This window comes from Streptomyces sp. AM 4-1-1, from assembly GCF_029167625.1.
Taxonomy (GTDB): Bacteria; Actinomycetota; Actinomycetes; order Streptomycetales; family Streptomycetaceae; genus Streptomyces.
This window is the reverse complement of sequence record NZ_CP119145.1, coordinates 3,222,881-3,244,322: the sequence shown is the minus strand read 5'-3', so window position 1 is coordinate 3,244,322 and position 21,442 is coordinate 3,222,881. Positions and strand designations below refer to the sequence as shown.

The 21,442-nt window shown below is 69.9% G+C and carries 21 protein-coding genes, 1 tRNA gene and 1 riboswitch; of the genes, 12 read left to right on the top strand and 10 right to left on the bottom strand.

Annotated elements, in window-relative coordinates; all coding sequences use genetic code 11:
* Nucleotides 1-3 precede the first annotated feature (3 nt).
* Complete coding sequence (locus PZB75_RS13820; protein WP_275535597.1) at nt 4-1,740, bottom strand: mobilization protein; 1,737 nt, start codon at nt 1,738-1,740, stop codon at nt 4-6.
* A complete protein-coding gene (locus tag PZB75_RS13815; RefSeq protein ID WP_275535596.1) occupies nt 1,737-2,297 on the bottom strand; it encodes a MobC family plasmid mobilization relaxosome protein in 561 nt (186 codons plus the stop codon). Before PZB75_RS13815 ends, PZB75_RS13820 begins: the two co-directional genes overlap by 4 nt.
* Before the next feature lie 229 nt (nt 2,298-2,526).
* On the opposite strand from PZB75_RS13815, the gene PZB75_RS13810 reads away from it, so the two are divergent.
* From PZB75_RS13810 to PZB75_RS13795, 4 genes are all read left to right on the top strand, one after another.
* The gene (locus PZB75_RS13810; RefSeq protein WP_275533213.1) at nt 2,527-2,910 is read left to right on the top strand and encodes a hypothetical protein; all 384 of its coding nucleotides are present in this window, start codon (nt 2,527-2,529) and stop codon (nt 2,908-2,910) included.
* Nucleotides 2,911-2,930: 20 nt separating this feature from the next.
* Nucleotides 2,931-3,938 carry an IS3 family transposase gene (locus PZB75_RS13805; protein WP_275533212.1) on the top strand — a complete coding sequence of 336 codons (1,008 nt, stop codon included), beginning with the start codon at nt 2,931-2,933 and terminating at the stop codon, nt 3,936-3,938.
* A gap of 87 nt (nt 3,939-4,025) precedes the next feature.
* Nucleotides 4,026-4,640 (top strand): hypothetical protein, encoded by a 615-nt coding sequence (locus PZB75_RS13800; protein ID WP_343286236.1) that lies wholly within the window; start codon nt 4,026-4,028, stop codon nt 4,638-4,640.
* A gap of 11 nt (nt 4,641-4,651) precedes the next feature.
* Nucleotides 4,652-5,140 (top strand): hypothetical protein, encoded by a 489-nt coding sequence (locus tag PZB75_RS13795; RefSeq protein ID WP_275535595.1) that lies wholly within the window; start codon nt 4,652-4,654, stop codon nt 5,138-5,140.
* A gap of 861 nt (nt 5,141-6,001) precedes the next feature.
* Here PZB75_RS13795 and PZB75_RS13790 read toward each other — a convergent pair.
* Together PZB75_RS13790 and PZB75_RS13785 are read right to left on the bottom strand one after the other, a co-directional pair.
* Nucleotides 6,002-7,009: an IS3 family transposase gene (locus tag PZB75_RS13790; protein ID WP_275533212.1), complete on the bottom strand. Its 1,008-nt coding sequence runs from the start codon at nt 7,007-7,009 to the stop codon at nt 6,002-6,004.
* 20 nt (nt 7,010-7,029) lie between these two features.
* A complete protein-coding gene (locus PZB75_RS13785) occupies nt 7,030-7,413 on the bottom strand; it encodes a hypothetical protein (protein WP_275533213.1) in 384 nt (127 codons plus the stop codon).
* An 822-nt stretch (nt 7,414-8,235) separates the two neighbouring features.
* On the opposite strand from PZB75_RS13785, the gene PZB75_RS13780 reads away from it, so the two are divergent.
* On the top strand, nt 8,236-8,643 hold the full coding sequence (locus tag PZB75_RS13780) for a hypothetical protein (protein ID WP_275535594.1): 408 nt from the start codon (nt 8,236-8,238) through the stop codon (nt 8,641-8,643).
* A 118-nt stretch (nt 8,644-8,761) separates the two neighbouring features.
* Here the strand turns inward: PZB75_RS13780 and PZB75_RS13775 are convergent, their stop codons facing one another.
* On the bottom strand, nt 8,762-9,076 hold the full coding sequence (locus PZB75_RS13775; RefSeq protein WP_275535593.1) for a 4a-hydroxytetrahydrobiopterin dehydratase: 315 nt from the start codon (nt 9,074-9,076) through the stop codon (nt 8,762-8,764).
* Nucleotides 9,077-9,689: 613 nt separating this feature from the next.
* Here PZB75_RS13775 and PZB75_RS13770 point away from each other — a divergent pair.
* Nucleotides 9,690-9,986 carry a hypothetical protein gene (locus tag PZB75_RS13770; RefSeq protein ID WP_275535592.1) on the top strand — a complete coding sequence of 99 codons (297 nt, stop codon included), beginning with the start codon at nt 9,690-9,692 and terminating at the stop codon, nt 9,984-9,986.
* 400 nt (nt 9,987-10,386) lie between these two features.
* Here PZB75_RS13770 and PZB75_RS13765 read toward each other — a convergent pair whose 3' ends face one another.
* A complete protein-coding gene (locus PZB75_RS13765; protein ID WP_275535591.1) occupies nt 10,387-10,629 on the bottom strand; it encodes a hypothetical protein in 243 nt (80 codons plus the stop codon).
* Between the two features lie 109 nt (nt 10,630-10,738).
* Here PZB75_RS13765 and PZB75_RS13760 point away from each other — a divergent pair, with 109 nt between their 5' ends.
* Nucleotides 10,739-11,503 (top strand): GntR family transcriptional regulator, encoded by a 765-nt coding sequence (locus PZB75_RS13760; RefSeq protein WP_275535590.1) that lies wholly within the window; start codon nt 10,739-10,741, stop codon nt 11,501-11,503.
* A gap of 230 nt (nt 11,504-11,733) precedes the next feature.
* The gene (locus tag PZB75_RS13755) at nt 11,734-12,162 is read left to right on the top strand and encodes a protein-tyrosine phosphatase family protein (RefSeq protein WP_275535589.1); all 429 of its coding nucleotides are present in this window, start codon (nt 11,734-11,736) and stop codon (nt 12,160-12,162) included.
* A 60-nt stretch (nt 12,163-12,222) separates the two neighbouring features.
* Here the strand turns inward: PZB75_RS13755 and PZB75_RS13750 are convergent, their stop codons facing one another.
* Entirely contained in the window at nt 12,223-12,576 is a 354-nt protein-coding gene (locus PZB75_RS13750; protein ID WP_275535588.1) for a hypothetical protein, read from the bottom strand.
* A 351-nt stretch (nt 12,577-12,927) separates the two neighbouring features.
* Here PZB75_RS13750 and PZB75_RS13745 point away from each other — a divergent pair.
* The 4 genes from PZB75_RS13745 (at nt 12,928) to PZB75_RS13730 (ending at nt 17,302) form a co-directional block, all read left to right on the top strand.
* Nucleotides 12,928-13,001, top strand: a tRNA-Met gene (locus PZB75_RS13745).
* 175 nt (nt 13,002-13,176) lie between these two features.
* A complete protein-coding gene (locus tag PZB75_RS13740) occupies nt 13,177-14,346 on the top strand; it encodes a PP2C family protein-serine/threonine phosphatase (RefSeq protein ID WP_275535587.1) in 1,170 nt (389 codons plus the stop codon).
* A gap of 402 nt (nt 14,347-14,748) precedes the next feature.
* Nucleotides 14,749-14,900, top strand: a riboswitch (cyclic di-AMP (ydaO/yuaA leader).
* A gap of 11 nt (nt 14,901-14,911) precedes the next feature.
* A complete protein-coding gene (locus PZB75_RS13735) occupies nt 14,912-15,934 on the top strand; it encodes a M23 family metallopeptidase (RefSeq protein WP_275535586.1) in 1,023 nt (340 codons plus the stop codon).
* A 423-nt stretch (nt 15,935-16,357) separates the two neighbouring features.
* A complete protein-coding gene (locus PZB75_RS13730) occupies nt 16,358-17,302 on the top strand; it encodes an aldo/keto reductase (protein WP_275535585.1) in 945 nt (314 codons plus the stop codon).
* A gap of 32 nt (nt 17,303-17,334) precedes the next feature.
* Here the strand turns inward: PZB75_RS13730 and PZB75_RS13725 are convergent, their stop codons facing one another.
* From PZB75_RS13725 to lhgO, 3 genes are all read right to left on the bottom strand, one after another.
* Nucleotides 17,335-19,005, bottom strand: coding sequence for a PrsW family intramembrane metalloprotease (locus PZB75_RS13725; RefSeq protein ID WP_275535584.1), 1,671 nt, complete (start codon nt 19,003-19,005; stop codon nt 17,335-17,337).
* A gap of 95 nt (nt 19,006-19,100) precedes the next feature.
* A complete protein-coding gene (gene trmB, locus PZB75_RS13720; protein ID WP_275535583.1) occupies nt 19,101-20,105 on the bottom strand; it encodes a tRNA (guanosine(46)-N7)-methyltransferase TrmB in 1,005 nt (334 codons plus the stop codon).
* A complete protein-coding gene (gene lhgO, locus PZB75_RS13715; protein WP_275538702.1) occupies nt 20,098-21,354 on the bottom strand; it encodes an L-2-hydroxyglutarate oxidase in 1,257 nt (418 codons plus the stop codon). Before lhgO ends, trmB begins: the two co-directional genes overlap by 8 nt.
* Nucleotides 21,355-21,442 lie beyond the last annotated feature (88 nt).

Sequence of the window (21,442 nt, the reverse complement as noted above, 5' to 3'; positions counted from 1 at the left end):
AGGTCAGCGGCGGGCGGGGCGGCTCGGCCGACTGGTGGGCGCTGCGGTTGCCTTGGGCGACCGAGTTTCGGAAAATGGCACGTTGCCGGCTGACGCGGTGGTGCTCCGTAGGCGGGCGGCTTCGGCGCGGCGGTTGGGTGCGGGGTTGCGGCTGGTGTGCTGGATGCGGGTGATCAGGACACGGGCGGGCTTGTGGGCGGTGCCGAGCTCACGGCGGGCGGCGGCTTCCTTGAGGAGCTCGTGGGATTTGTGGCCGCCGGCTTCGGCGTCGGCGAGGACCGTGGCGAGGGCGGGCCAGCCAGGGTCGGAGAGGATCCGCTCGGCGTGTTCGGGGACGGCTGCACGAACGTCGTTGGCCAGGACGCGGCGGGTCTCCTCCTTGGAGGGCCGTGCTGCCAGTTCGGTGAGCGTCGGACTGAGCGCGTCGTCGGCGGCTGACTGGAGGTGCTGGACGGCTTGGCGGGCGGCGTCGGCCTGGTGGGCGTGCCCCTTGGCCTCGTGCCAGCGTCCGGCGAGGACGACGGCCCAGACGAGTGCGGCGACCAAGGATGCGAGCGCGCTGCCGTCGTGGCCGGTGGCGGTGTTGACGATGTCGCGGGCCGCAGTCCGTAGGGCGTGGGCGGCGCGGTCTTCGGCACGGATCTGAGAGCGCTGCGCACGGGCGAAGGCACGGCTGGCCGCATGCAGTTGGGTTCGGAGGTCGGTCGGGGCTTTCTGGGAGGTGACTTCGATGAGTTCGCCCAGGGCGGTGATGTGCGCCTGCGCTCGTGCGTCCCCACCGTCGTCGGCGCTCGTGCCGGTGATCTCTGTGTGGAGGGTGTCGAGGGCTTCGGTTGCCTGATGCCAGGCGGTGGCGGGTCGGTTGCGCCGGGCGGTGGGGTGTTCCTCGGGGGCGCTGGCCTCCAGGCGGGCCTTCAGCTTGGGCAGGGACAGGTCGGGGGCGATCTTCCCGCCGGGGTGGTAGATCTGCTCGCCGTCCTTGTTCAGGTCGCCGGGGCGGCCTACGGCGTAGCCGAGGAGGTCTCCAGAGGGGCCGCAGCGGGGCTTGACCAGGATGTCGTCGGCTTCGAGGTAGGCGAGGAGTTCCTCGGTGGTGGTGGCGTGGGGGATGGCGGCGCGGATGCGGTCCTGGAGCCACTGGCGGCTGGTCTGCTCCCAGCCGAGGCGATCGGCTTTGTGCATCTCGGCTTGGGTGGGGCGTCGGGTGCCGGTGCGGTCGCCCTTCTTCAGAAGGCGCAGCCCGTAGTCCTTCTCGATCTCCCGGCAGGCGTCGCCGACGCGGATGCCGCTGTCGTGGAGCTTGGGGCGTCGGCCGTCTTCGCGAACGGTGGTCGCGAGGATGTGGACGTGGTCATCCGCATGGCGTACGGCGATCCAGCGGCACGCCAGATCGTCGCCTTCGGGGGCGATGCCGGCTGCCTGCACGATGCGCTGGGCGATCTCGCCCCACTCGGTGTCGGAGAGGTAGCGGTCTTCGGGTGCGGCACGGACGGGGCAGTGCCAGACATGGTCGGTGACAGGCTTGCCGAACTCGCTGTTGCGCAGGCGTACAGGCTCGTCGAGGTGGTGGCCGAGTTCGGTCAGGGTGGCGTGTTCGTCGCGGCCGGGGTCCGGCATGCCGAGCATGGCGAAGGCGGCGATGAGGTGCGGGTCGAGGTGTTCGTCGTGCCGGCCGGGACCGTAGAGGTAGGCGAGCAGACCGCGGGTGTTGGACCCGGCCGGTTTGATGGCGGCGATCACGTTGACGATTCCTCCCTCGGGTCGGTGGGCTGACGCAGGGTCTCGGCGATCAGGGTGAGCAGGCGGTGGAGTTCGTCGAGGCGCTGGCGAATGTCAGGCGGGTTGAGGTCGCTGTTGAGCGCGCGGGCGATCTGGTTGATGTTGCTACCGATGCGGTTGAGGGCGCGCAGGACCTGGGCACGGAACATGTGGGTGCGGCGGCGGTCCTCGGACAGGGGGAGGTTCGCGGTGAAGCGGCCGTCGACGAAGGCGAGGATGACGTCGGCGGCGAAGCCGGAGTCGCCCTTGTAGCCGTGCTCGGCTGCGGCCTCGCGCAGGCTGGTGCGCTCGTCGTCGGTGAAGCGCAAGGGGCCGACGCGCTTCAGGCGCGCGTCGCCGGTGAACCGGCGGATCGTTGGCTGGACGCTCTGCACAGGGGGTTCGCCGACGACGGGAACGTCAGTAGGCATCGGGCGGAGGATCGCTTGCTGGGCGGCGTGAAGCGTGTCCGGGTCGGGGCCGCCCCCGGCCCCAGCTCCCTGGTCCGGCGCCCCCTGGCGCTGGGCCGTCTCCGCCACCCCCGGGGCGGAGAACCCCGAAGACCGGCCATGAGTCGGACTCGGGGTACTACTGGCTCCGCCAGGAGCCGTCCGTCCGAACGCCTGCCGCAGACGTTCTGTCAGCGTAGGCGGCTTCGTTGTCGGTATCGGCTCCTTGGAGTGGTGCGGGCCCTCTCTGCCAGCCTTGGGTGAGACATCCCGCTCTGTCGGGTTAGCCTGAGAGGGTAGGACAGGAGAATCGCCCCTTATGACCAGCACTGAACCGGTCGGGTCCGACCCGGCACCGAGGCCGAAGCGCCGCACTTTCACCTCGGAGTACAAGCTGCGGATCGTCGCTGAGTACGACGCGGCGCCCAGGAACGAGAAGGGCGCGGTCCTGCGCCGGGAACGGCTCTACCACTCGCACGTCAAGGAATGGCGGGCCGCCCGGGACGCCCGGGCCCTGGAGAACCTGGTCGACCGCCGCACGAGCCCGGCCCGTGGGAAGAAGTCCGCCGCGGAGGTGGAGAACGAGAAACTGCGGCAGCAGGTGGCACGGCTGGAGAAGGACCTGGCCCGGAACAGGGCCGCACTCGAGGTGATGGGAAAAGCTTCCGCGCTCTTGGAAATGATCTCCGAGAGCGCGGACTGAAGCCTGCCGCAGTCCCTGTCGTGGACGAGGCGTTCACCGGCGTCGAGGTTCAGCTGGGCATCACGGCCGCGTGTCGGCTGACCGGTCGCTCACGTGCCACGCACTATCGCAGCCTCAAGCCCCCGACAGTCCGCGCACCCCGCTCCCACGCGCAGGTGCAGCCCTCGGCCCTGACGGACCAGGAGCGCTCTGCCGTCCTGGAACTGATGAACAGCGACGAGTACGCCGAACTGGCGCCCGCCCAGATCTGGGCCCGCGAGTTGGACGCCGGCCGCTATTACTGCTCCGTCTCGACGATGTACCGGATCCTGCGCGAGCAGGGTCAGTCCGGTGAGCGCCGACGGCAGGCCGCTCATCCCGCCAAAGCAGTGCCCGAGCTGGTCGCAACCGGACCCTCGCAGGTGTTCACCTGGGACATCACCAAGGCGGCCGGACCGGTCAAGGGCACCTGGTATCACGCCTACGTCATCATCGACATCTTCAGCCGCTACATCGTCGGCCACACCGTTGAGCGGGCCGAATCAGCGGTGCGGGCCGAGGAGTTGATCCGCGAGACCATCATCCGCAACGGCATCGTGCCCCAGACCGTGCACGCCGACCGCGGCACCTCGATGACCTCCAAGAGGGTCTCGCAGCTGCTGGTCGACCTCGGCGTCACCCGGTCGCACTCGCGGCCGAAGACCTCCAACGACAACCCCTACAGCGAGGCACACTTCAAGACCACGAAGTACATGTCCGACTACCCCGAACGATTCGACTCGCTGGCCCATGCCCGCGAGTGGTTCGAGGCATTCATCGCGTACTACAACCACGAACACCGGCACTCGGGCATCGGCTGGCACACACCGGCCAGCGTGCACTTCGGCACCGCCGAGGAGGTCCGCGACCAGCGGGCCGTCACCCTCGCCGACGCATACATCCGCCACCCCGAACGCTTCGGCCGCCGCCCCCGACCACCCCGGATACCCCAGCAGGCATGGATCAACGACCCAGCCAAGCGCAGGGAACCCGCACCACAAACCTCATAGCATCACGACCGTCTCACTGGACTTGAAATCTTCCGCCTCGCCCTGCGCGCCGCCCACGCCGGAGGAGACGTCGTCTTCGGAGCCAACGTGCTGGCCGGCATGGCCCGCCAGATGCTCTACCGTGACCGGGCCGACGACGCACTCCAGCTGATCCACCTCGCCCAGGAGGGCGTCCGCGACGCGATCGGCCCACGAGCCCGAGCCATGCTCCACACCCGCGAGGCGTGGGCATACGCCGCGCAGGGACGCATCGCCGGATTCCACCGGGCCACCGCCAAGGCGGCCGAGGCACTCGCCGACGCAGGCGAGGATGGCGACGAGCCGTACTGGATCGCCTACTTCGACGAGGCAGAACTCGCGGGCGTCACCGGGGGGCGGCTACTTGACCTCGCCCGCACTGACCCGCGCCGCCACGCCGCCCAGGCTGCGGACGAAATCCGGGCTGCCCTGGCATCCCGCGGTGCCGAGGCCGGGCGCTCCCACGCGCTCGACCGCATCGGCCTGGCGGAGTGCCAGTTCCTCGCCGGTGACGTCCAAAGCGCGGCCGCTGAAACTGTCCTGGCGGTTCAGGCCGCGCGAGGTACGCAGTCGGGGCGTGTCCGTGCACAGCTTGGGCAGCTGTACCCGTACACCGTGGGACACAGCGCCTCACGTCCGGTGCGCGAGGCGCGCGATAGTATCCGCGACCTCCTGTCGAGCTGAGGAACGAGCGCATGACGACACTTGCCGTGACCGGGCACATGGACCTGACCGACGAGACCGTGCCACTGGTACGGGCCGCGCTGCGAGACCTGCTCGCCGAGTACAGCGATGACCTGACCGGGGTGTCGTGCATCGCTGCGGGGGCAGACAGCCTCTTCGCGGAAGAGGTGACCGCGATCGGAGGCCGCTTGGTCGCAGTGATCCCCTGCGAGGACTACCGCGCCACGAAGGTGAAGCCGGCCCACGCCGCAGTCTTCGACCACCTGGTCGAGACGGCCGGGGAGGTGGTGACGCTGCCCCACGCGACGGCGAACCGGGCTGCTTACGAGGCGGCGAACGCCGAGCTGCTGCGCCGCGCGGATCGCCTCGTCGCGGTGTGGGACGGCACACCTCCTTCAGGCAAGGGCGGCGGAACTGCCGACACTGTGGGGCAAGCCCGCCAGGCCGGGCTGGCGGTCGACGTGGTCTGGCCCGCCGGGGCCGCGCGGCGCGGATGCTAGTGAAGGTCGGTCCTGGTACCGCGGACTTGCTGAGGATCCCCCCGTCCAACTTCGTGGTGCGCGGGTGCACCTCTGAGGTAGAGGCATTACCGCCTGTATCTACCCGGCAGCTCTGGAATCCTTAGTCTTTCGACACACGGAGAGTGAACCGAACAGTAGTGGTGGCGAGAACTTCCTTTACCTCCCAGCGACCTTCGGAGGGGAAAGTAATGGTAGTCGGCCACCAGCGGATTTCTTGGCCTCCCTCTCCGCTGGCAGTCGCGAATCCGCCTGTGCTGCCACGAGCCGTAGCAGAGTCGTCCGATCGGACGGCAGTGACTAGCGGTGGCCCGTTGCGTTTGCTCATCTCACCCCGTTCGTCCAAGGTGACGGACGCAAACTTTGCCCGGTAAACTCCTTTCCCTAGGCTGACTACTTCACTTTCCGTAGGAGTGCGCACCCACAACTCCTTACGGCCGCACCACTTCACATCAGCACCCATGGTGCGTAGAACGTCAGGAAAATTAGCAGGGTCCGGAGGTGCGTTAAGGCAAGGCCGTTTCGGTTGCGGAGCGTCGGATGCGGGCGCTGTTGTCGATCCCTTGGCTTTCGGCTGATTATCCCCCTCGCTGGAGCATCCAGATATCGAGAACAGAAAAATGAGAAGAATCGATGAGGTCCTATTTACCCCTCGGGGCTTCGTCATGTGATTGATGCCCTCCCAGCTTCGTAATTTCTGGGTGTGTGGGCAGGTTCCCCCACCCACCGGAGCCAGTGATTCGAACAGTCGCAACGCGCCTTTCCTGGCTGTCGGAGGAGGCCGCCAGGACCTACGCTCCCAGCACCCCGGAAGATTTCAAGTCCAGTGAGACGGTCGTGATGCTATGAGGTTTGTGGTGCGGGTTCCCTGCGCTTGGCTGGGTCGTTGATCCATGCCTGCTGGGGTATCCGGGGTGGTCGGGGGCGGCGGCCGAAGCGTTCGGGGTGGCGGATGTATGCGTCGGCGAGGGTGACGGCCCGCTGGTCGCGGACCTCCTCGGCGGTGCCGAAGTGCACGCTGGCCGGTGTGTGCCAGCCGATGCCCGAGTGCCGGTGTTCGTGGTTGTAGTACGCGATGAATGCCTCGAACCACTCGCGGGCATGGGCCAGCGAGTCGAATCGTTCGGGGTAGTCGGACATGTACTTCGTGGTCTTGAAGTGTGCCTCGCTGTAGGGGTTGTCGTTGGAGGTCTTCGGCCGCGAGTGCGACCGGGTGACGCCGAGGTCGACCAGCAGCTGCGAGACCCTCTTGGAGGTCATCGAGGTGCCGCGGTCGGCGTGCACGGTCTGGGGCACGATGCCGTTGCGGATGATGGTCTCGCGGATCAACTCCTCGGCCCGCACCGCTGATTCGGCCCGCTCAACGGTGTGGCCGACGATGTAGCGGCTGAAGATGTCGATGATGACGTAGGCGTGATACCAGGTGCCCTTGACCGGTCCGGCCGCCTTGGTGATGTCCCAGGTGAACACCTGCGAGGGTCCGGTTGCGACCAGCTCGGGCACTGCTTTGGCGGGATGAGCGGCCTGCCGTCGGCGCTCACCGGACTGACCCTGCTCGCGCAGGATCCGGTACATCGTCGAGACGGAGCAGTAATAGCGGCCGGCGTCCAACTCGCGGGCCCAGATCTGGGCGGGCGCCAGTTCGGCGTACTCGTCGCTGTTCATCAGTTCCAGGACGGCAGAGCGCTCCTGGTCCGTCAGGGCCGAGGGCTGCACCTGCGCGTGGGAGCGGGGTGCGCGGACTGTCGGGGGCTTGAGGCTGCGATAGTGCGTGGCACGTGAGCGACCGGTCAGCCGACACGCGGCCGTGATGCCCAGCTGAACCTCGACGCCGGTGAACGCCTCGTCCACGACAGGGACTGCGGCAGGCTTCAGTCCGCGCTCTCGGAGATCATTTCCAAGAGCGCGGAAGCTTTTCCCATCACCTCGAGTGCGGCCCTGTTCCGGGCCAGGTCCTTCTCCAGCCGTGCCACCTGCTGCCGCAGTTTCTCGTTCTCCACCTCCGCGGCGGACTTCTTCCCACGGGCCGGGCTCGTGCGGCGGTCGACCAGGTTCTCCAGGGCCCGGGCGTCCCGGGCGGCCCGCCATTCCTTGACGTGCGAGTGGTAGAGCCGTTCCCGGCGCAGGACCGCGCCCTTCTCGTTCCTGGGCGCCGCGTCGTACTCAGCGACGATCCGCAGCTTGTACTCCGAGGTGAAAGTGCGGCGCTTCGGCCTCGGTGCCGGGTCGGACCCGACCGGTTCAGTGCTGGTCATAAGGGGCGATTCTCCTGTCCTACCCTCTCAGGCTAACCCGACAGAGCGGGATGTCTCACCCAAGGCTGGCAGAGAGGGCCCGGCCTGTCGCAGGACAGCCTTGCAGTCGCACGTTCTTCCCAGACAGGCGTGAACCTGCCAACCGGAGAGATCTCTTGGTTGTGGCGTGCGTGCAGCGACGTTGGTTGCCGACGATCAACGCCCTGTCACTCTTGGGCGATGTGTCCTGCTTCCGCCTGTACCGCTGGCCCTCGACTGGGGCTGTCTGACGATGATGATGACGACGGAGAGGCTAGATGCAAGCCGCCCGCGATCTGCTCACCTATCCGGATAGCGGGGTCACCTTGATCGTGAAGCTTCCCGCCGTCTCCGTCAGCGCCATCTACAGCTACATGCCCGAGTTGACGGGCAGTTGCCTCACGTTCTCCTGGGCCGCCAGTTCGTCAGGAGTCGTCCCGGCCCCAGACCGTAGGGTCAGTCGCCGCTGTTCGCTGCTGGTGGCACGGTTCTGGCCGGTACATCGTCTCGCGTGTGTGCGTGAGCGATGCGTGAGCGGACGGCGCAGCACGAGCCCCCCTGGCGCGAACCCGACAGCATGACCTAGGGCTCTGACCAGGACGAATCACCCTCACTAGGATCATGGAAAATGGACGATCACGAGTTCGCCAGGACTTTTAATCCGTTGGTTGTGGGTTCGAGTCCCACACGGCCTACCGCCGGGCCCCAGCTCAGAGCGTGTGTGAGCTGGGGCCCACCCTCGTTTCCGGCCCCGTGCGTGAGTCCTGCCGGCCCGAAGCGCAACGACAGGAGTCCCGGCCGCCGATGCGGCCGGGACTCCTGTCGTTCAGTTCCGGGGTGTCGTCGGTCCCGCTGGGGCGAGGACTCGTCCGGCGGGCCGCCGAACAACTGCGGGCCGCCTACCGGGCCGCAGCAGCTCAACCGCTGGCGGCCCTGCGCGCCCACGGCCGGCGCCTCCCGGACCAGGACCGGCTACGTCAGGCCGCCGTGCCCCACGCCGTGCTGCCCGGCCCCGCGGACCGAATCCAGGCCGGGCCCGGATGGCTTGCCCTGACCGCCGTACCGGACCAGGCCGAACGCGCTGGCCACGACGCCGCTGCCCTGCTCCGGCAGGCCGCCGGCCAGCGGGAACTCGGCACCGCCCGTTCCCTGTCCGATCCCTGTCCGAAGTGCTGGTCTGGCGGCCGCACGGGCTCGACGTCCAGTCGGTGAAGAGCCCGGACCGCCGCGTACGGACGAAGAGCACCCCGTCTCCGGCCCGGCCGGCCACAGCGCCCGCCGCTTCGGCGGTACGACCGGGTGGGCGCTGAATCCGTGCGCCGGTCGTCCGTCAGCCGTGCGCCGGGCGGGCTCCGTGCTCGGTGGCGAGAGTGGTGAGACGGGCGGCCATGGCGGTGTCGAGGGCGGTGATCGCGTCCCCGGCGTCGTGGGTGTTGAGCGCGAAGCCGATCGTGCCGTAGAGGACGGTGACCTCGGCGTGGTGGTTGGCCTCGTCCTCGGCCGCCGCGACGGCGGCGTAGAGGGCGGGGACGGCGGAGCGGTCGGCCTTGAAGGTCGCGGTGAGCTTCCCGTCCTGGACGCTCCAGTCGGGGAGGCCGGTGAGGGCCTGGTCGAGTTCGGTGTCGGACAGCGGGGTTGCGGCCATGACGGCTCCTTCGTTCGAGGGTTCGGACGGACGGTGGACCGGCTCCCTGCACGAAGGGGGCCAGGGGCATCCCTCAGGGCGGCGGTGTCTGCGGCGATCTGCCAGGTGTGGTTGTCCACCCGGTCGACGGCATCACCGAGTGAGCCGCCGCTGTCCGGACGGAGTTCGTGCTCGGTCGACTCCTCCCCCACCACGTTCAGTGCCTCGGCAGGTCCTTCAGAAGGACCACGCTGTCGTAGTTGGTCACGTCCCACTGCTCACATGGCCTCGCCGGCGGTACCCGGCCGACGAGATCGGTCGCCCGGGACAACGTGTCGAGGACGACTTGCGGGGCGCCGCAAGCTGCGCCCCGTGCTTCAGCGAGCACCAAGAGCTGTTACTCCGGTCCAGTGCCATGTTGAGACGGATACACCGCCAGCTGACGGAAAGCCCGCGTGCCGGTCGCCTCGGTCCCCCACACGTGCTCGCCGATCAGGTGATCGACCGACCGGGCATGAGCCGAAGGCCCCCGAGGTCACCTCGCTTCCGCCACCGTCAAGCCGAAGCAACAGGGCCGGCGCAGGCCCGTACGATATGCGCCTCCGGCGGAACTCCGACCAGCGAGGACGCACTCTTGACCACCACCTTCCTGTCCGAGGGCACACGGCACGAAGTCGCCCGCGACCAGATTCAGCAGGCCGCGGCCCGCCTGACCCCCGCGCACAGCGAGACGTTCAGCAAGAACCAGGCATGGTTCGCCCTCGTCGGTGGCGGCCTGCACTACGTCATCGACCTGATCGGCGCTGCGACCGGGCACCGGCCCTCCAGTGTGGAGACGGCTCGGCTCGCTCTGGACACGCTTGGCTTCCCGGTGCTGTGCCTGGCGTACGGCAGACTCCTCACCGACGGGCATCCCGCCCACCGCGAGTAGGCACCAGCCGTACGACGCCTAGCCAGGAATGTCTGGGTCACCGGGATGTCGGCGGAAGGCATGGCAGGGCTCTGCCGGGGTTTCTGTTCCGCTGGTCGTGGAGTTCGAGTCCCGCACGGACCATCTGATGTGGGTGGAGAAGGGCTCTCCGGCCGAGGCGAGGCACCTCGCTCGGCTTCGGCCGACCGGGGGCGCTTCGTCGGCGGCCAGGCGAGGAGAGAGAGCGTACGGGTGGCGAGGAGCAGGCCCATGCGGTGGATGCGGTCGTGTGGCTGTCCGATCGGGCCGGCTTGGCGAATCCGTTCGTTCGCAGGGTCAGCAGGGCATCCCAGCCGCCGACGAAATGGTGTTTGAGCTTCCCGGGGCTGTGGTGAAGGGATTGACAGCCTGCGGGCGGCACTTATGGCGGTTCCTTGTCGATCTCGGCCCAGATCGTCTCGCTGTCCTGGGCGCGGTCGTGACCGAACCTTGGGGCGCTGCTCAGGGCCCGGAGGATGGTGGCTCGCATCACGCCGCTCACCTGGTCCGGGAGGTCCGCCTCGATGCGGATCTTGGTCGGGGTCTCCGTGACGCGGGGTTCGCTCCTGGTCGCGGCGGCGAGCATCCGTGCGAGCGAGACGACGTGTGGAGGCACGGTGGACATGGGTCTCCCCTGTGAGCAGGGCGTCACGATTCGTGATGCTGAATATTCAGCTTCGACCTGATGGGTTAACTTTGTCAACGTCGACGGACAACCCCTCGGAGCTGCGCATATGCCACGCGAAACGCCCTATCTCCAGGTGGCCGACGCTTTGCGTGCGCGCATTCGGTCCGGCGAATGGTCCATCGGTGAAAAGCTTCCGTCCCGCGCCCGGGTCGCCGAGGAGTATGGCGTCGGCCAGTCCGTCGCGCAGCGCGCCATGGAACGGCTGATCATCGAGGGGCTGCTCGAAGGCCGGGCCGGCTCCGGTACCTACGTCCGGCGGCCGCGCGAGCGTCTCCGCATGGTCAGGTCACGCCACCGGGAGCAGCGTGGTGGCAGCCCGTTCCGGGTCGACATGCGCGAGCACGGCCGCGCCGGCACCTGGGAATCGCACACCGTGGCCCGTGCGCCGGCGCCCGAGGGCATCGCCGAGCGGTTGTCGATCGCGCCCGGCGACCCCTGCGTCCACACGCGGTACGAGTTCCTGGCCGACGGTCAGCCGGTGCAGCTCTCCGAGAGCTGGGAACCGATGGCCGTCACCGACGGCACCCCCGTCATGCTGCCGGAAATGGGACCGCACGCCGGGGCGGGTGTCGTCGACCGGATGCGCTCCATCGGCGTCCTCATCGAGACGGCGGTGGAGGTGCCGCGCCCGGCCCGTGCGACCCAGGAACAGGCGAACCTCCTCGGCATCAGCGTCGGCGACCTGATCACGCACATCGAGCGCACCTACTACGACCGGGACGGGCGTCCGGTCGAGACCGCGGACATCACCGTCGCGGACGTCCGGTGGGAGATCGCGTACGAGATCGGCATCGAGCAGCCGGACGTCTGAGCCGGTTGTCACTTCTCCGTCCCGGCGTCCCTGAACTGCTTGCCGCGTTGCCTGTTGTGTCCGCATGTCTGCTGGCGTGACGTGGCCGACCTGCCTGGCGGGAGGGCGGGCGGCGTTCGCCGTGGCATCGCTGGGCGGGCCAACAGCCGTATCGCGCAAGCGGAAACGGGCGCCGCGCGAGGCCGGGCAACGCCGTGCGGGCAGGGACACGCCGTGGCTATGGTCATCGTGTGACCGCTACTTGGGAACCCACCGCGCCGGGTGTTCTGCGGCTGCCCTCGGGGCGGCTCGTCCGGGGGCGCGGCTTGCGCCGGCCGCTTCCGAAGGGGCCCGTGCCGTCCTTCGCGCTGTATCTGCTGGGCCGTGAACCGGCCCCCGTCGACTGGGATCACCGCTGGCTCCGCTGGCCCGACTTCCGGTTGCCGTCCGACCGGGTCGCGACCGCCGACGCGCTGCGCGAGGCATGGGAGCGGGCCGGGAGCGAGCGGGTCGAGGTCGCGTGCGGGGGCGGCCAGGGCCGGACCGGTACGGCCCTGGCCTGCATTGCCGTCCTGGACGGCGTACCCGCTGACGAGGCCGTCTCCTACGTACGGCAGCACTACGCGCCACGTGCCGTCGAGACCCCGTGGCAGCGGCGGTTCGTCGCACGCTTCGCGTAGCCGGGCGGGGCGGACGGCTCGGGACACGGGACCGTCGATCTCCTGTGGTGGCCGCAGGCGTTACTTGGCCGCTTCGGGTTCCGCGCTCGTGGTGGGTGTCTCCGGGGTCTCGGTGACCACGGCCGACGGACCGGCCGTCACCGTCATCGCCGCTGCCGTGGCGGCGGCGGTCTTCCGCTGATGCACCATGAGCCCGATGAAGCCCGCGAGGAACCCGCTGATCAGTCCTGATATCGCGTGGTTGAGCGCGTTGACCCCCGCGCCGCCCGGCATTCCGATGATCGCGTAGTTGACCACCGAGCTCATCACGGCCCCGAAGAGGCCTCCGATGACGCCGCTGATGATCGAGCCACGCACCGGGGACGGCGAAGTGGCGGTGGGGGCAGGGGCGGCAGGGGTGAGCGGTGCGGTCATCGTCGGAGGCCCTCCTGACAGGCTGCGATGAACGGGCCGGGGAGCGTGAGGGAACGACGAATCGCCCCCCGCGTGTCGTCTCCCACGGGCGGACCGCCGGGTGTGGCGGATGCACAGTCACCCTGGGACACGAACGCGCGGATGGCAACCTCTCGGCGTATTAGGTGCGTTGGTACGGTTGATGCCCGCAGGGAATAGTAAAGATGATCTTGTCCTCTTCGTTCCGCCATCCACGGAAGCTGTCATCCAGGGAAGCGGAGGGGCAGGGGGAGGGGAAAGGGCGGGCGAGGAGAGGGAAGTGCGCATGTGGTCAAGAGTCCGCCGCGCATGCCGTAGAGTTGTGTTTACCGACGCGGGGTGGAGCAGCTCGGTAGCTCGCTGGGCTCATAACCCAGAGGTCGCAGGTTCAAATCCTGTCCCCGCTACTGAAGATTCAGGCCCGGCACGCACAGCGTGCCGGGCCTGAATCGTTTTCGAGGTCGGGGCCGAGCGGTCCACCCCTTTGGCCGATGAGGAGTCGCCGTGCGGCGCGGCTCCGGCCAGCCTGGATGGAGCGCGGTACCGTCCGCAGCCGTGGGCGTACCGGGCAGGAGATCATTGGTGGGGAAGCGGAACCAGCGGTTCAACAGCCGTGTCGTGGGCCGGGGCAGCGGCAATCGTTCCCGCCGGTTCGTCCGCGCGCTGCCCACGCTGATGATCGCCGGTGGGCTGCTCTTCGACATCGCCGCCCCGCCCAGCTTCACGGCCGTGCCGCTCTTCGCGGCGGCCCCGCTGATCGCCGCCCCCTTCTTCTCGTTGACCAGCACGGTCCGTACCGGCATCGCCGCCGTCCTCTCCGTCGTCGGACTGCGCGTGGCCAGCGGCACGATGCTCCAGGTGGTGTCGTTCATCGAGCTGATCACCGTCATCACCGTCTCGGTGCTCGCCCTCCTCATCAACGGCGTCGTGCGGCGCAGCAACCAACAGCTGGCGTCGGCCCGGGTCATCGCGGAGACCGCGATGCGGGCGGTCCTCCCGACACCCGTCGACCGGATCGGCGGACTCCAGGTCGCGGCGCGGTACGAGGCGGCGCAGGCGGACGAGTTCGTCGGCGGTGACCTGTACGCGGTGGCGGACACCCCGTACGGCGTGCGGCTGGTGGTCGGGGACGTACGGGGGAAGGGACTCGACGCGGTCGAGGCGGTGGCCGTCCTCATCGGGGCGTTCCGGGAGGCGGCCGAGCAGGAGGGTTCGTTGGAGGGCGTGGCCGAGCGCCTGGAGCGTGCGCTGGCGCGTGGCGGGACGCGACGGAGCGGGCTGGACACCATGGAGGGGTTCGTGACCGCCGTGCTGGGCGAGATCCCGCCCGGCTCGGGGCTGGTGCGGATCGTCAACCGTGGCCACCCCGAACCGCTGCTGCTGCACGCGGACGGTGATCTGGACGTGCTGGACCCGACCGTGCCCGCGCTGCCGCTCGGCATGAACCTCGGGGTGTGGCCGGACCGGGTCGACGAGTGGGTGCTGCCCGCCGGTTCGACGCTGCTCCTCTTCACCGACGGGCTCACCGAGGCACGCGACGCACGCGGCGTCTTCTACGATCCGGCGGCCCGGCTGCGCGGCCGGATCTTCCCGGGGCCGGAGGAGTTGCTGTCCGCGCTTACCGACGACGTACGACTGCACACGGGTGGCGAGTCGACGGATGACATGGCGCTGCTGGCGGTCGGCCGGCCCGCCGAGGGGCAGCCGGAGCGGCGAAGGACAGTGCGGATCGTGGGGTTGGGTGACGGGTGACGGGTGACGGGTGACGGGTGACGTGGTGAGGGGACTGAGGGGGAGGGCGGGGGCGTGTGGTCGGGGTGCCGCCGGACCTGGTACGGAGGGAACGGGACGTGCCGGGCCCGTACGGAGGAACGGGACGCGCCGAATCCGTACCGGGCCCGTGGCGTGGCGCGTGCAGGAGAGGTGCCACTGTACGTAACCGGGGGGCGTCCCTCCGCATAACATTTGACGCAACGTCAGGAACCGGGTAATGACTGACGTGCGATCAACTCGTCCCGTTGTGCCCGCTTCCGTACGGATAAGTTCGGGCCGTGGACGCGAATGATCAACCTGGACGGCTTGGAATCGGAGCCGTCTGTCTATTAACGTTCGATAACGCAGCGCGGTTGTTCCAGTCGTCGCAAGAGGCGACACCGTGCGCGTGCGCCGAATTCCGCAAGGGAACCGGGGAACCACTCATTGGGGTGAATCGGACATCTGTGTCTCGTGAGAGGCGCGGGCGCCCGTAGGAGACCTTCCTGCTCCGAACCCGTCAGCTAACCCGGTAGGCGAGAAGGAAGGAAAGGAGTGCGCCCCCGTGGCGTCCAACAAGCCTGCCCCCGAAGCCCCCGCTCCATTCGCCACTCAGACCCTCGGAGACGAGGACAGGGCTTGGGAGGAGTGGAATCCCACAGAGGATTCCGTCCGTCCCCTACGCGGCAGGCACCGCGTCGCCAAGCAGCGCAACGCTCTTGCCCGCAGCTCCACCGTTCTCGGTGTCGGCGTCATCGCGGCGGTCGGCGCGGGTGGCATGGCCACCGCGCAGGGCAAGCCGCCGGTATCGATCTCCCTGCCCGATTCCATCGCCGACAATCTCCCGTCCGCCGCGTCGATCCCCGTCGTGGGCGCGCTCTTCTCCGGTGACCAGGACGACGCGTCCACCACCGCGCTGTCCGCCGCGCCGCTCACCACCGCCGGTATCACCTACGCCGACGCCGAACAGGGCACCACCGACGCGGGTGAGGCCCTGCGGACCCGCATCCTCCAGCAGGCCGAGCAGCAGCAGGACACGGCCGACGCCGAGGCCAAGGCCGTGGCGGAGAAGGCAGCCGCGGAGAAGGCCGCCGCCGAGGCGAAGAACAAGCACGACGCGGCCGAGGCCAAGGTCGCGGCCAAGAAGAAGGCGGCGGCGGAGGCCGAGAAGCTGGCCAAGCTCGCCGCCAGTTACGCCATCCCCACCTCCTCGTACACGATCACCGCGACCTTCGGTCAGTCCGGTTCGCTGTGGTCGTCCGGTCATCACACCGGTCTTGACTTCGCGGCGCCGGCCGGCACCCCGGTCAAGGCCGTGCACAGCGGCACGGTGAAGTCGGCGGGCTGGGCGCGCGCGTACGGCTACCGCACGGTCCTCGAACTCGATGACGGTACGGAGATCTGGTACTGCCACCAGTCGACGATGGGCGTCAGCGCGGGCCAGCGCGTCACGACGGGCGAGACCATCGGACGTGTCGGGTCCACGGGCAATGTGACGGCCGCGCACCTCCACCTGGAGGTCCACACCCCGGGCGGCGCGGGCATCGACCCCATGCCGTGGCTGCGCGGCAAGGGCCTGACCATCTGACCGGGCGTCGGGACGTCGTGGCGTGGGACCTCACCAACTGACCGGGCCTCGGGAGGTCAGGGTGTGCGGCCTCATCACCTGACCGGGCGTCGGGACATCGTGGCGTGGGGCCTCGGCCTCCGCCCGGTTCTCGGCGCCCGTCGGCCTGCCCACGGAGTTGTTCGGCTCGCTCCCGGAGTTGTTCCCGTCCGGTTCTCGGTTCTGGGTTCCGGGTTCTCGCCAGGCTCTCGGTTCCGCCCGTTCCGCACCGTGTGGCCCGGGGGCGCGGAGCAAGCAGTGTGCGGCAGCGGATGGGTAGCGGGGAACGGGCTGCGGCGGCGCGGTGGGCCGGGAGGTGGTGTGCCGTGCGCGGGGGAGAGGGCCGGCCGGGCGCGACAGGGGCGGCCCGGAATAGTCAGCGGCGCGGAATTCGTTGATCCACTCATGACTTCTCTCCGCAAGCTCGGCTCCTCCGACCTGCAGGTCTTCCCGCTCGCCCTCGGCGGCAACGTCTTCGGCTGGACCGCCGACGAGGCGCAGTCGTTCGCCGTCCTCGACGCGTACACCGCAGTGGGCGGAAACTTCGTCGACACCGCCGACGTGTACTCCGCCTGGGCACCCGGCAACGAGGGCGGTGAGTCGGAGACCGTCATCGGCAAGTGGCTGGCCGCCCGTGGCAACCGCTCCGACGTCGTCATCGCCACCAAGGTCGGCGCCCACGCCTCGTACAAGGGGCTCTCCGCCGGCACCATCAAGGCGGGAGCCGAGGCTTCGCTGCGGCGGCTCGGCACCGACCACATCGACCTCTACTACACGCACTTCGACGACGAGACGGTCCCGGTCGAGGAGATCATCACCGCCCTCGACCAGTTGGTGAAGGACGGCAAGGTCCGCGCGATCGCCGCCTCCAACCTCAGCCCCGAGCGGCTTCAGGCGTCCCTGGACTTCTCGGAGCGCGAGGGCCTGGCCCGCTATGTGGCGCTCCAGCCGCACTACAACCTGGTTTCCCGCGACACCTACGAGGGCGCCCTCCAGGACACGGCCGCGCGCGGCGGGCTCGCCGCCGTGCCGTACTCGGCCCTGGCCTCCGGCTTCCTCACCGGCAAGTACCGTCCCGGCACCACGGTCGACAGCGCCCGTGCCGACAAGGCGGGCCAGTACCTGGAGACGGACTGTGGACAGAAGGTCCTCGTGGCGCTCGACCGGATCGCCCGGACGCATGACGCCGAGGTCGCGACCGTGGCACTGGCGTGGCTCGCGGCCCGGCCGACCGTGGCCGCGCCGATCGCCTCCGCCCGCACGGTGGAGCAGCTGCCCGCTCTCGTGGCGGTGGCGGACCTCAAGCTCACCGAGCAGGAGCTGACCGAACTCACCGACGCGTCGGCCTGACGGCTGGGGAATCACCCGGGGGACGGGCCGGTTCAGCGGTACGGGTTGTACGGGCCCTGCGGGCCGTATGGGCCGTACGGATGTGGGCCCGGGTGGTACGAGCCGTACGGGACGTGGGGGCCTGCGTACGGCTGATGGGGCGGCGCGGCGGGTGTGGGCGGGGGGCGGAACCGGCCCATCGTGCGCGCCGCGTGCGTCAACGCGGGCGCCGCCACCTCCCTGCGCTGCCACAGGTGGTGCAGCAGTTCCCGCTCGCGTGCGGCGAAGTCGGGGCCCGCCACGTCATGGCGGGCCCTTCGGCGCAGGAACGCCAAGGACGTCGCGAACGACTCGTACTCGGCGACGGCCCGCGCGGCCGACTTGCCGAGCGCTCTGGCCTGCGCCTTGGCGTGGGCGCTCAGCTGGGCGCTGATCTGTGTACGCGGCCAACCGCCGGGCGGCTGGGGCGCGGGTACGGGCGCGCGGGCGGGGGCGTACCCGTTTCCGTACGCGGGGTGTGCGCTTCCGTACGGGAGGTGCGCGTTTCCGTACGGGGCGTATGGGCTCACGTGCGGGAGGTGCGCGTTTCCGTACGGGGAGTACGTGCCCCCTCCGTGAGGCGGGTGCGCGCCGCCGTAGTGGTGGCGGGCCACATCACGGGCCAGTCCGCGTGCCCGCATCGACGAGAGCGCGAACGGTTCGGCCGGGGTGAGCCAGCCGGCCGCCGCGTAGGCGGTCAGTTCTTCGGCGAGGGTGCGCAGTTCGCGCTGGCGCGACCAGATCACCAGCCAGGTCAGGAGGCCGAAGACCGGGACCATGAATGCCCCGTACACGGCGTAGAAGCCGTACTCGCCGAAGGACGCCGAACCGTTCCACAGGGCGTGCATGCCCATGGCGAGCAGCAGCCCCAGCAGCGGGTACGCGATCCGGCGCACGCGTCGGCGCCGCGCGCCGCGCGCGGCCAGACCGAGACCGATACCGGTCAGCACGGTGAAGAGCGGATGCGCGAACGGCGACATCACGACCCGTACGAAGAAGGTCGCGGCGGTGATGGACGCCAGCCCCGACGTACCGAAGGCCCGGTCCTCACCGAAGGCGTTGCCCAGATAGAGGATGTTCTCCGTGAAGGCGAAGCCCGTCGCGGTGAACCCGGCGACGACCGCGCCGTCGACGACACCGGTGAAGTCCTTCCTGCGGAAGAGGAAGATCAGCAGGACCGCGGCGGCCTTGGCGCTCTCCTCGACGATCGGCGCTATCACCGTGGTGCCGAGCGTGTACGCGCTCGACGGGTCGGCGGTGGCCGTGGCCAGCCAGCGCATGGCGAACGAGTTCGCGCTGATCGCGATCAGCGCGGCGGCGCACGCCCCCCAGGCGAAGGCGAACAGCAGATTGCGCCAGGGACCTGGTTCGACCCGGTCGAGCCAGCGGAACGCGGACATCAGCAGCGGTACGGGGAGGACGGCGAGGCCCAGTCCGACCAGGAAGCCCTGGGTGCCGGTCTGGTCGCGCACCATGGACAGGATCGCCAGTCCGCAGAGCGCCAGGGCGACGATCACCGCCCCGGCCCGGAACACCTTGCTCCGCCACATCATGCCGACGCGGCGAGGCCGGTAGCGCCACTGGCTCCGCTCCGGCACGGCGGCCAGGATCGCGCCGAGACGCTGTTCCTCAAGAACAGGCACGGCCGGCTGCGACTGCCGCTGCTGCGGGAACCCGTCGGACACCTGATGACCCTAACGAGAGGCACCGACAACGGACCACAGGGCGCCCGGTCGGCGGGGCACACACGCCCGGTGCCGGTGGGTTCCGCCGCGGTCGGTCAGACGCGGGCGAACAGCAGGTCGTGGACCACGTGCCCCTTGTCCAGCCCCTGCCCTTCGAACCGGGTCAGCGGCCGGAACGCCGGTCGTGGCGCGTATCCGCCGTCCGCCGAGGTGTTCTCGAAGCGCGGGTGCGCGGTCAGCACCTCCAGCATCTGTTCGGCGTACGGCTCCCAGTCGGTCGCGCAGTGGATCACGGCGCCGGGCTTCAGCCGCTCCGCCACGAGATCGAGGAATTCCGGCTGGATCAGCCGTCGCTTGTGGTGCCGCTTCTTGGGCCATGGGTCGGGGAAGTACACCCGCAGCCCGTCGAGCGCGTCCGGCGGCAGCATTTCGCGCAGCAGGATGATCGCGTCGCCGTTGGCGACCCGGACGTTGGTCAGTCGCGAGCGGTCCGCGAGACCGAGCAGATTGCCCTGGCCGGGGGTGTGCACATCGACCGCGAGGATGCCGGTGCCCGGGTCGGCGGCCGCCATCCGCGCGGTGGCCTCACCCATCCCGAACCCGATCTCCATGACGACCGGCAGGCCGTCGAACAGCTCACGGAGGTCGAGGACGCGCTGCCCGTCGATGTCCAGGCCCCACTGCGGCCAGAGCCGCAGCAGCGCGTCCTGCTGGCCGGTCGTGACCCGGCTGCGGCGCGGCTGGAAGCTGCGGATGCGGCGCTCGTAGTGCGAACCGGCCGGGTCGGCGGCGGGGCCGCCGGGGAAGCGCGGCTCGCCGCGCAGCCTGCGCTGCCGCTCGGCTGCGGCGGCGCGCGACTCGTCGTCGGCGACCGGACGCGGGACGGCCGCGCCGGGGCCCGCGGTGGTCTCGGGTGAGTCCCCGGCGGGGGCCTCCGGGGAACTCCCGGCGGTGGTCTCGGGGGAGACACCGACGGTGGCGGGCGCGGCCCTGTGGCCGTGCTCGGGAGCACGGACCGCGACCTGCTCGGGGACATGCTCCGGGGACCGCGCCGCCGGGCCGCCGACCGTCTCGGGGGTGGTGTTCAGGGACTCAGACACAATGCCCCGATTCTACGGCGGGCGGTCTCCATCCCGCGCCCTCGGCCCGTGCCAGGGCCCGGCGTGCCACCTCCCGCCCGATCGGCAGCGAGGCGGTGGCGGCGGGCGACGGAGCGTTCAGCACGTGCACGGTGTGCGGAGCCTCACGGATCAGGAAATCGTCCACCAGCGTCCCGTCCCGCAGCACCGCCTGGGCCCTCACCCCGGCCGGGGAGGGCCGCAGATCGGCCTCCTCGACCCCGGGCAGCAGCCTGCGGACCGCGTCCGTGAACGCCCGCCGGGAGAGCGAGCGGTGCACCTCGCCCGCCCCGTACCGCCAGTGCCTGCGCGCTATCCGCCAGGAACCCGGCCAGGACAGGGTGTCCGCCAGCTCCCGGGGGCGCACCACCGGCCAGCGGTACCCCTCGCGGGCCAGGGCGGGCACGGCGTTCGGCCCGACATGGACACCGCCGTCCACGCCCCGGGTCAGATGCACACCCAGGAACGGGAACGCCGGGTCCGGGACCGGATAGACCAGCCCGCGCACCAGCTCCGGCCGGGTCAGCTCGAAGTACTCCCCGCGGAACGGCACGATCCGCATCCCCGGGTCGTCCCTCGCGAGCCGGGCCACCCGGTCGCAGTGCAGCCCCGCGCAGTTGACCAGCACCCGGGCCCGGACCACCAGTCCGTCCGCCGTGCGCACCGCGACGCCCCAGGGGCGCCGGTCTATCGCGGTGACCTCGGCCCCGTACCGGATCTGCCCGCCCGCCGCGCCCACCTCGGTCGCGAACCGCGCCGCGACCGCGCCGAAGTCGCACACCCCGGTCGTGCCGACCCGGATCGCCGCGAGCCCCCGCACCTCCGGTTCGTACTCCGCGATCTGCGCCGGGCCCAGCTCCCGCACGGGCAGGCCGTGCTCCCGGCCGCGCTGGACCAGGGCGTGCAGCCGGGGCAGCTCGGAGTGCTCGGTCGCGACGATCAGCTTCCCGGTCACCGCGTGCGCGATGCCGTGCTCCGCGCAGAAGTCGGTCATCTCGGCGGCGCCGCGCACCGCGTAGCGCGCCTTCAGAGAACCGGGGCGGTAGTAGATGCCGCTGTGGATCACGCCGCTGTTGCGCCCCGTCTGATGGCGGGCCGGGCCCCATTCCTTCTCCAGCACGGTCACCCGCGTGCCCGGAGCGGCCCGCGTGAGCGCATACGCCGTCGACAGGCCGACGATCCCGCCACCGATCACCAGCACGTCGCAGTCGTACGCCGCGTGCGTCATCACCACGCCACCTCCCACCCCGATAGTGCACTGACCCACTGACAACGCACTCAAACCCTTCCCCGCCGAGTCGTGCGCTCACCTTCGCGTC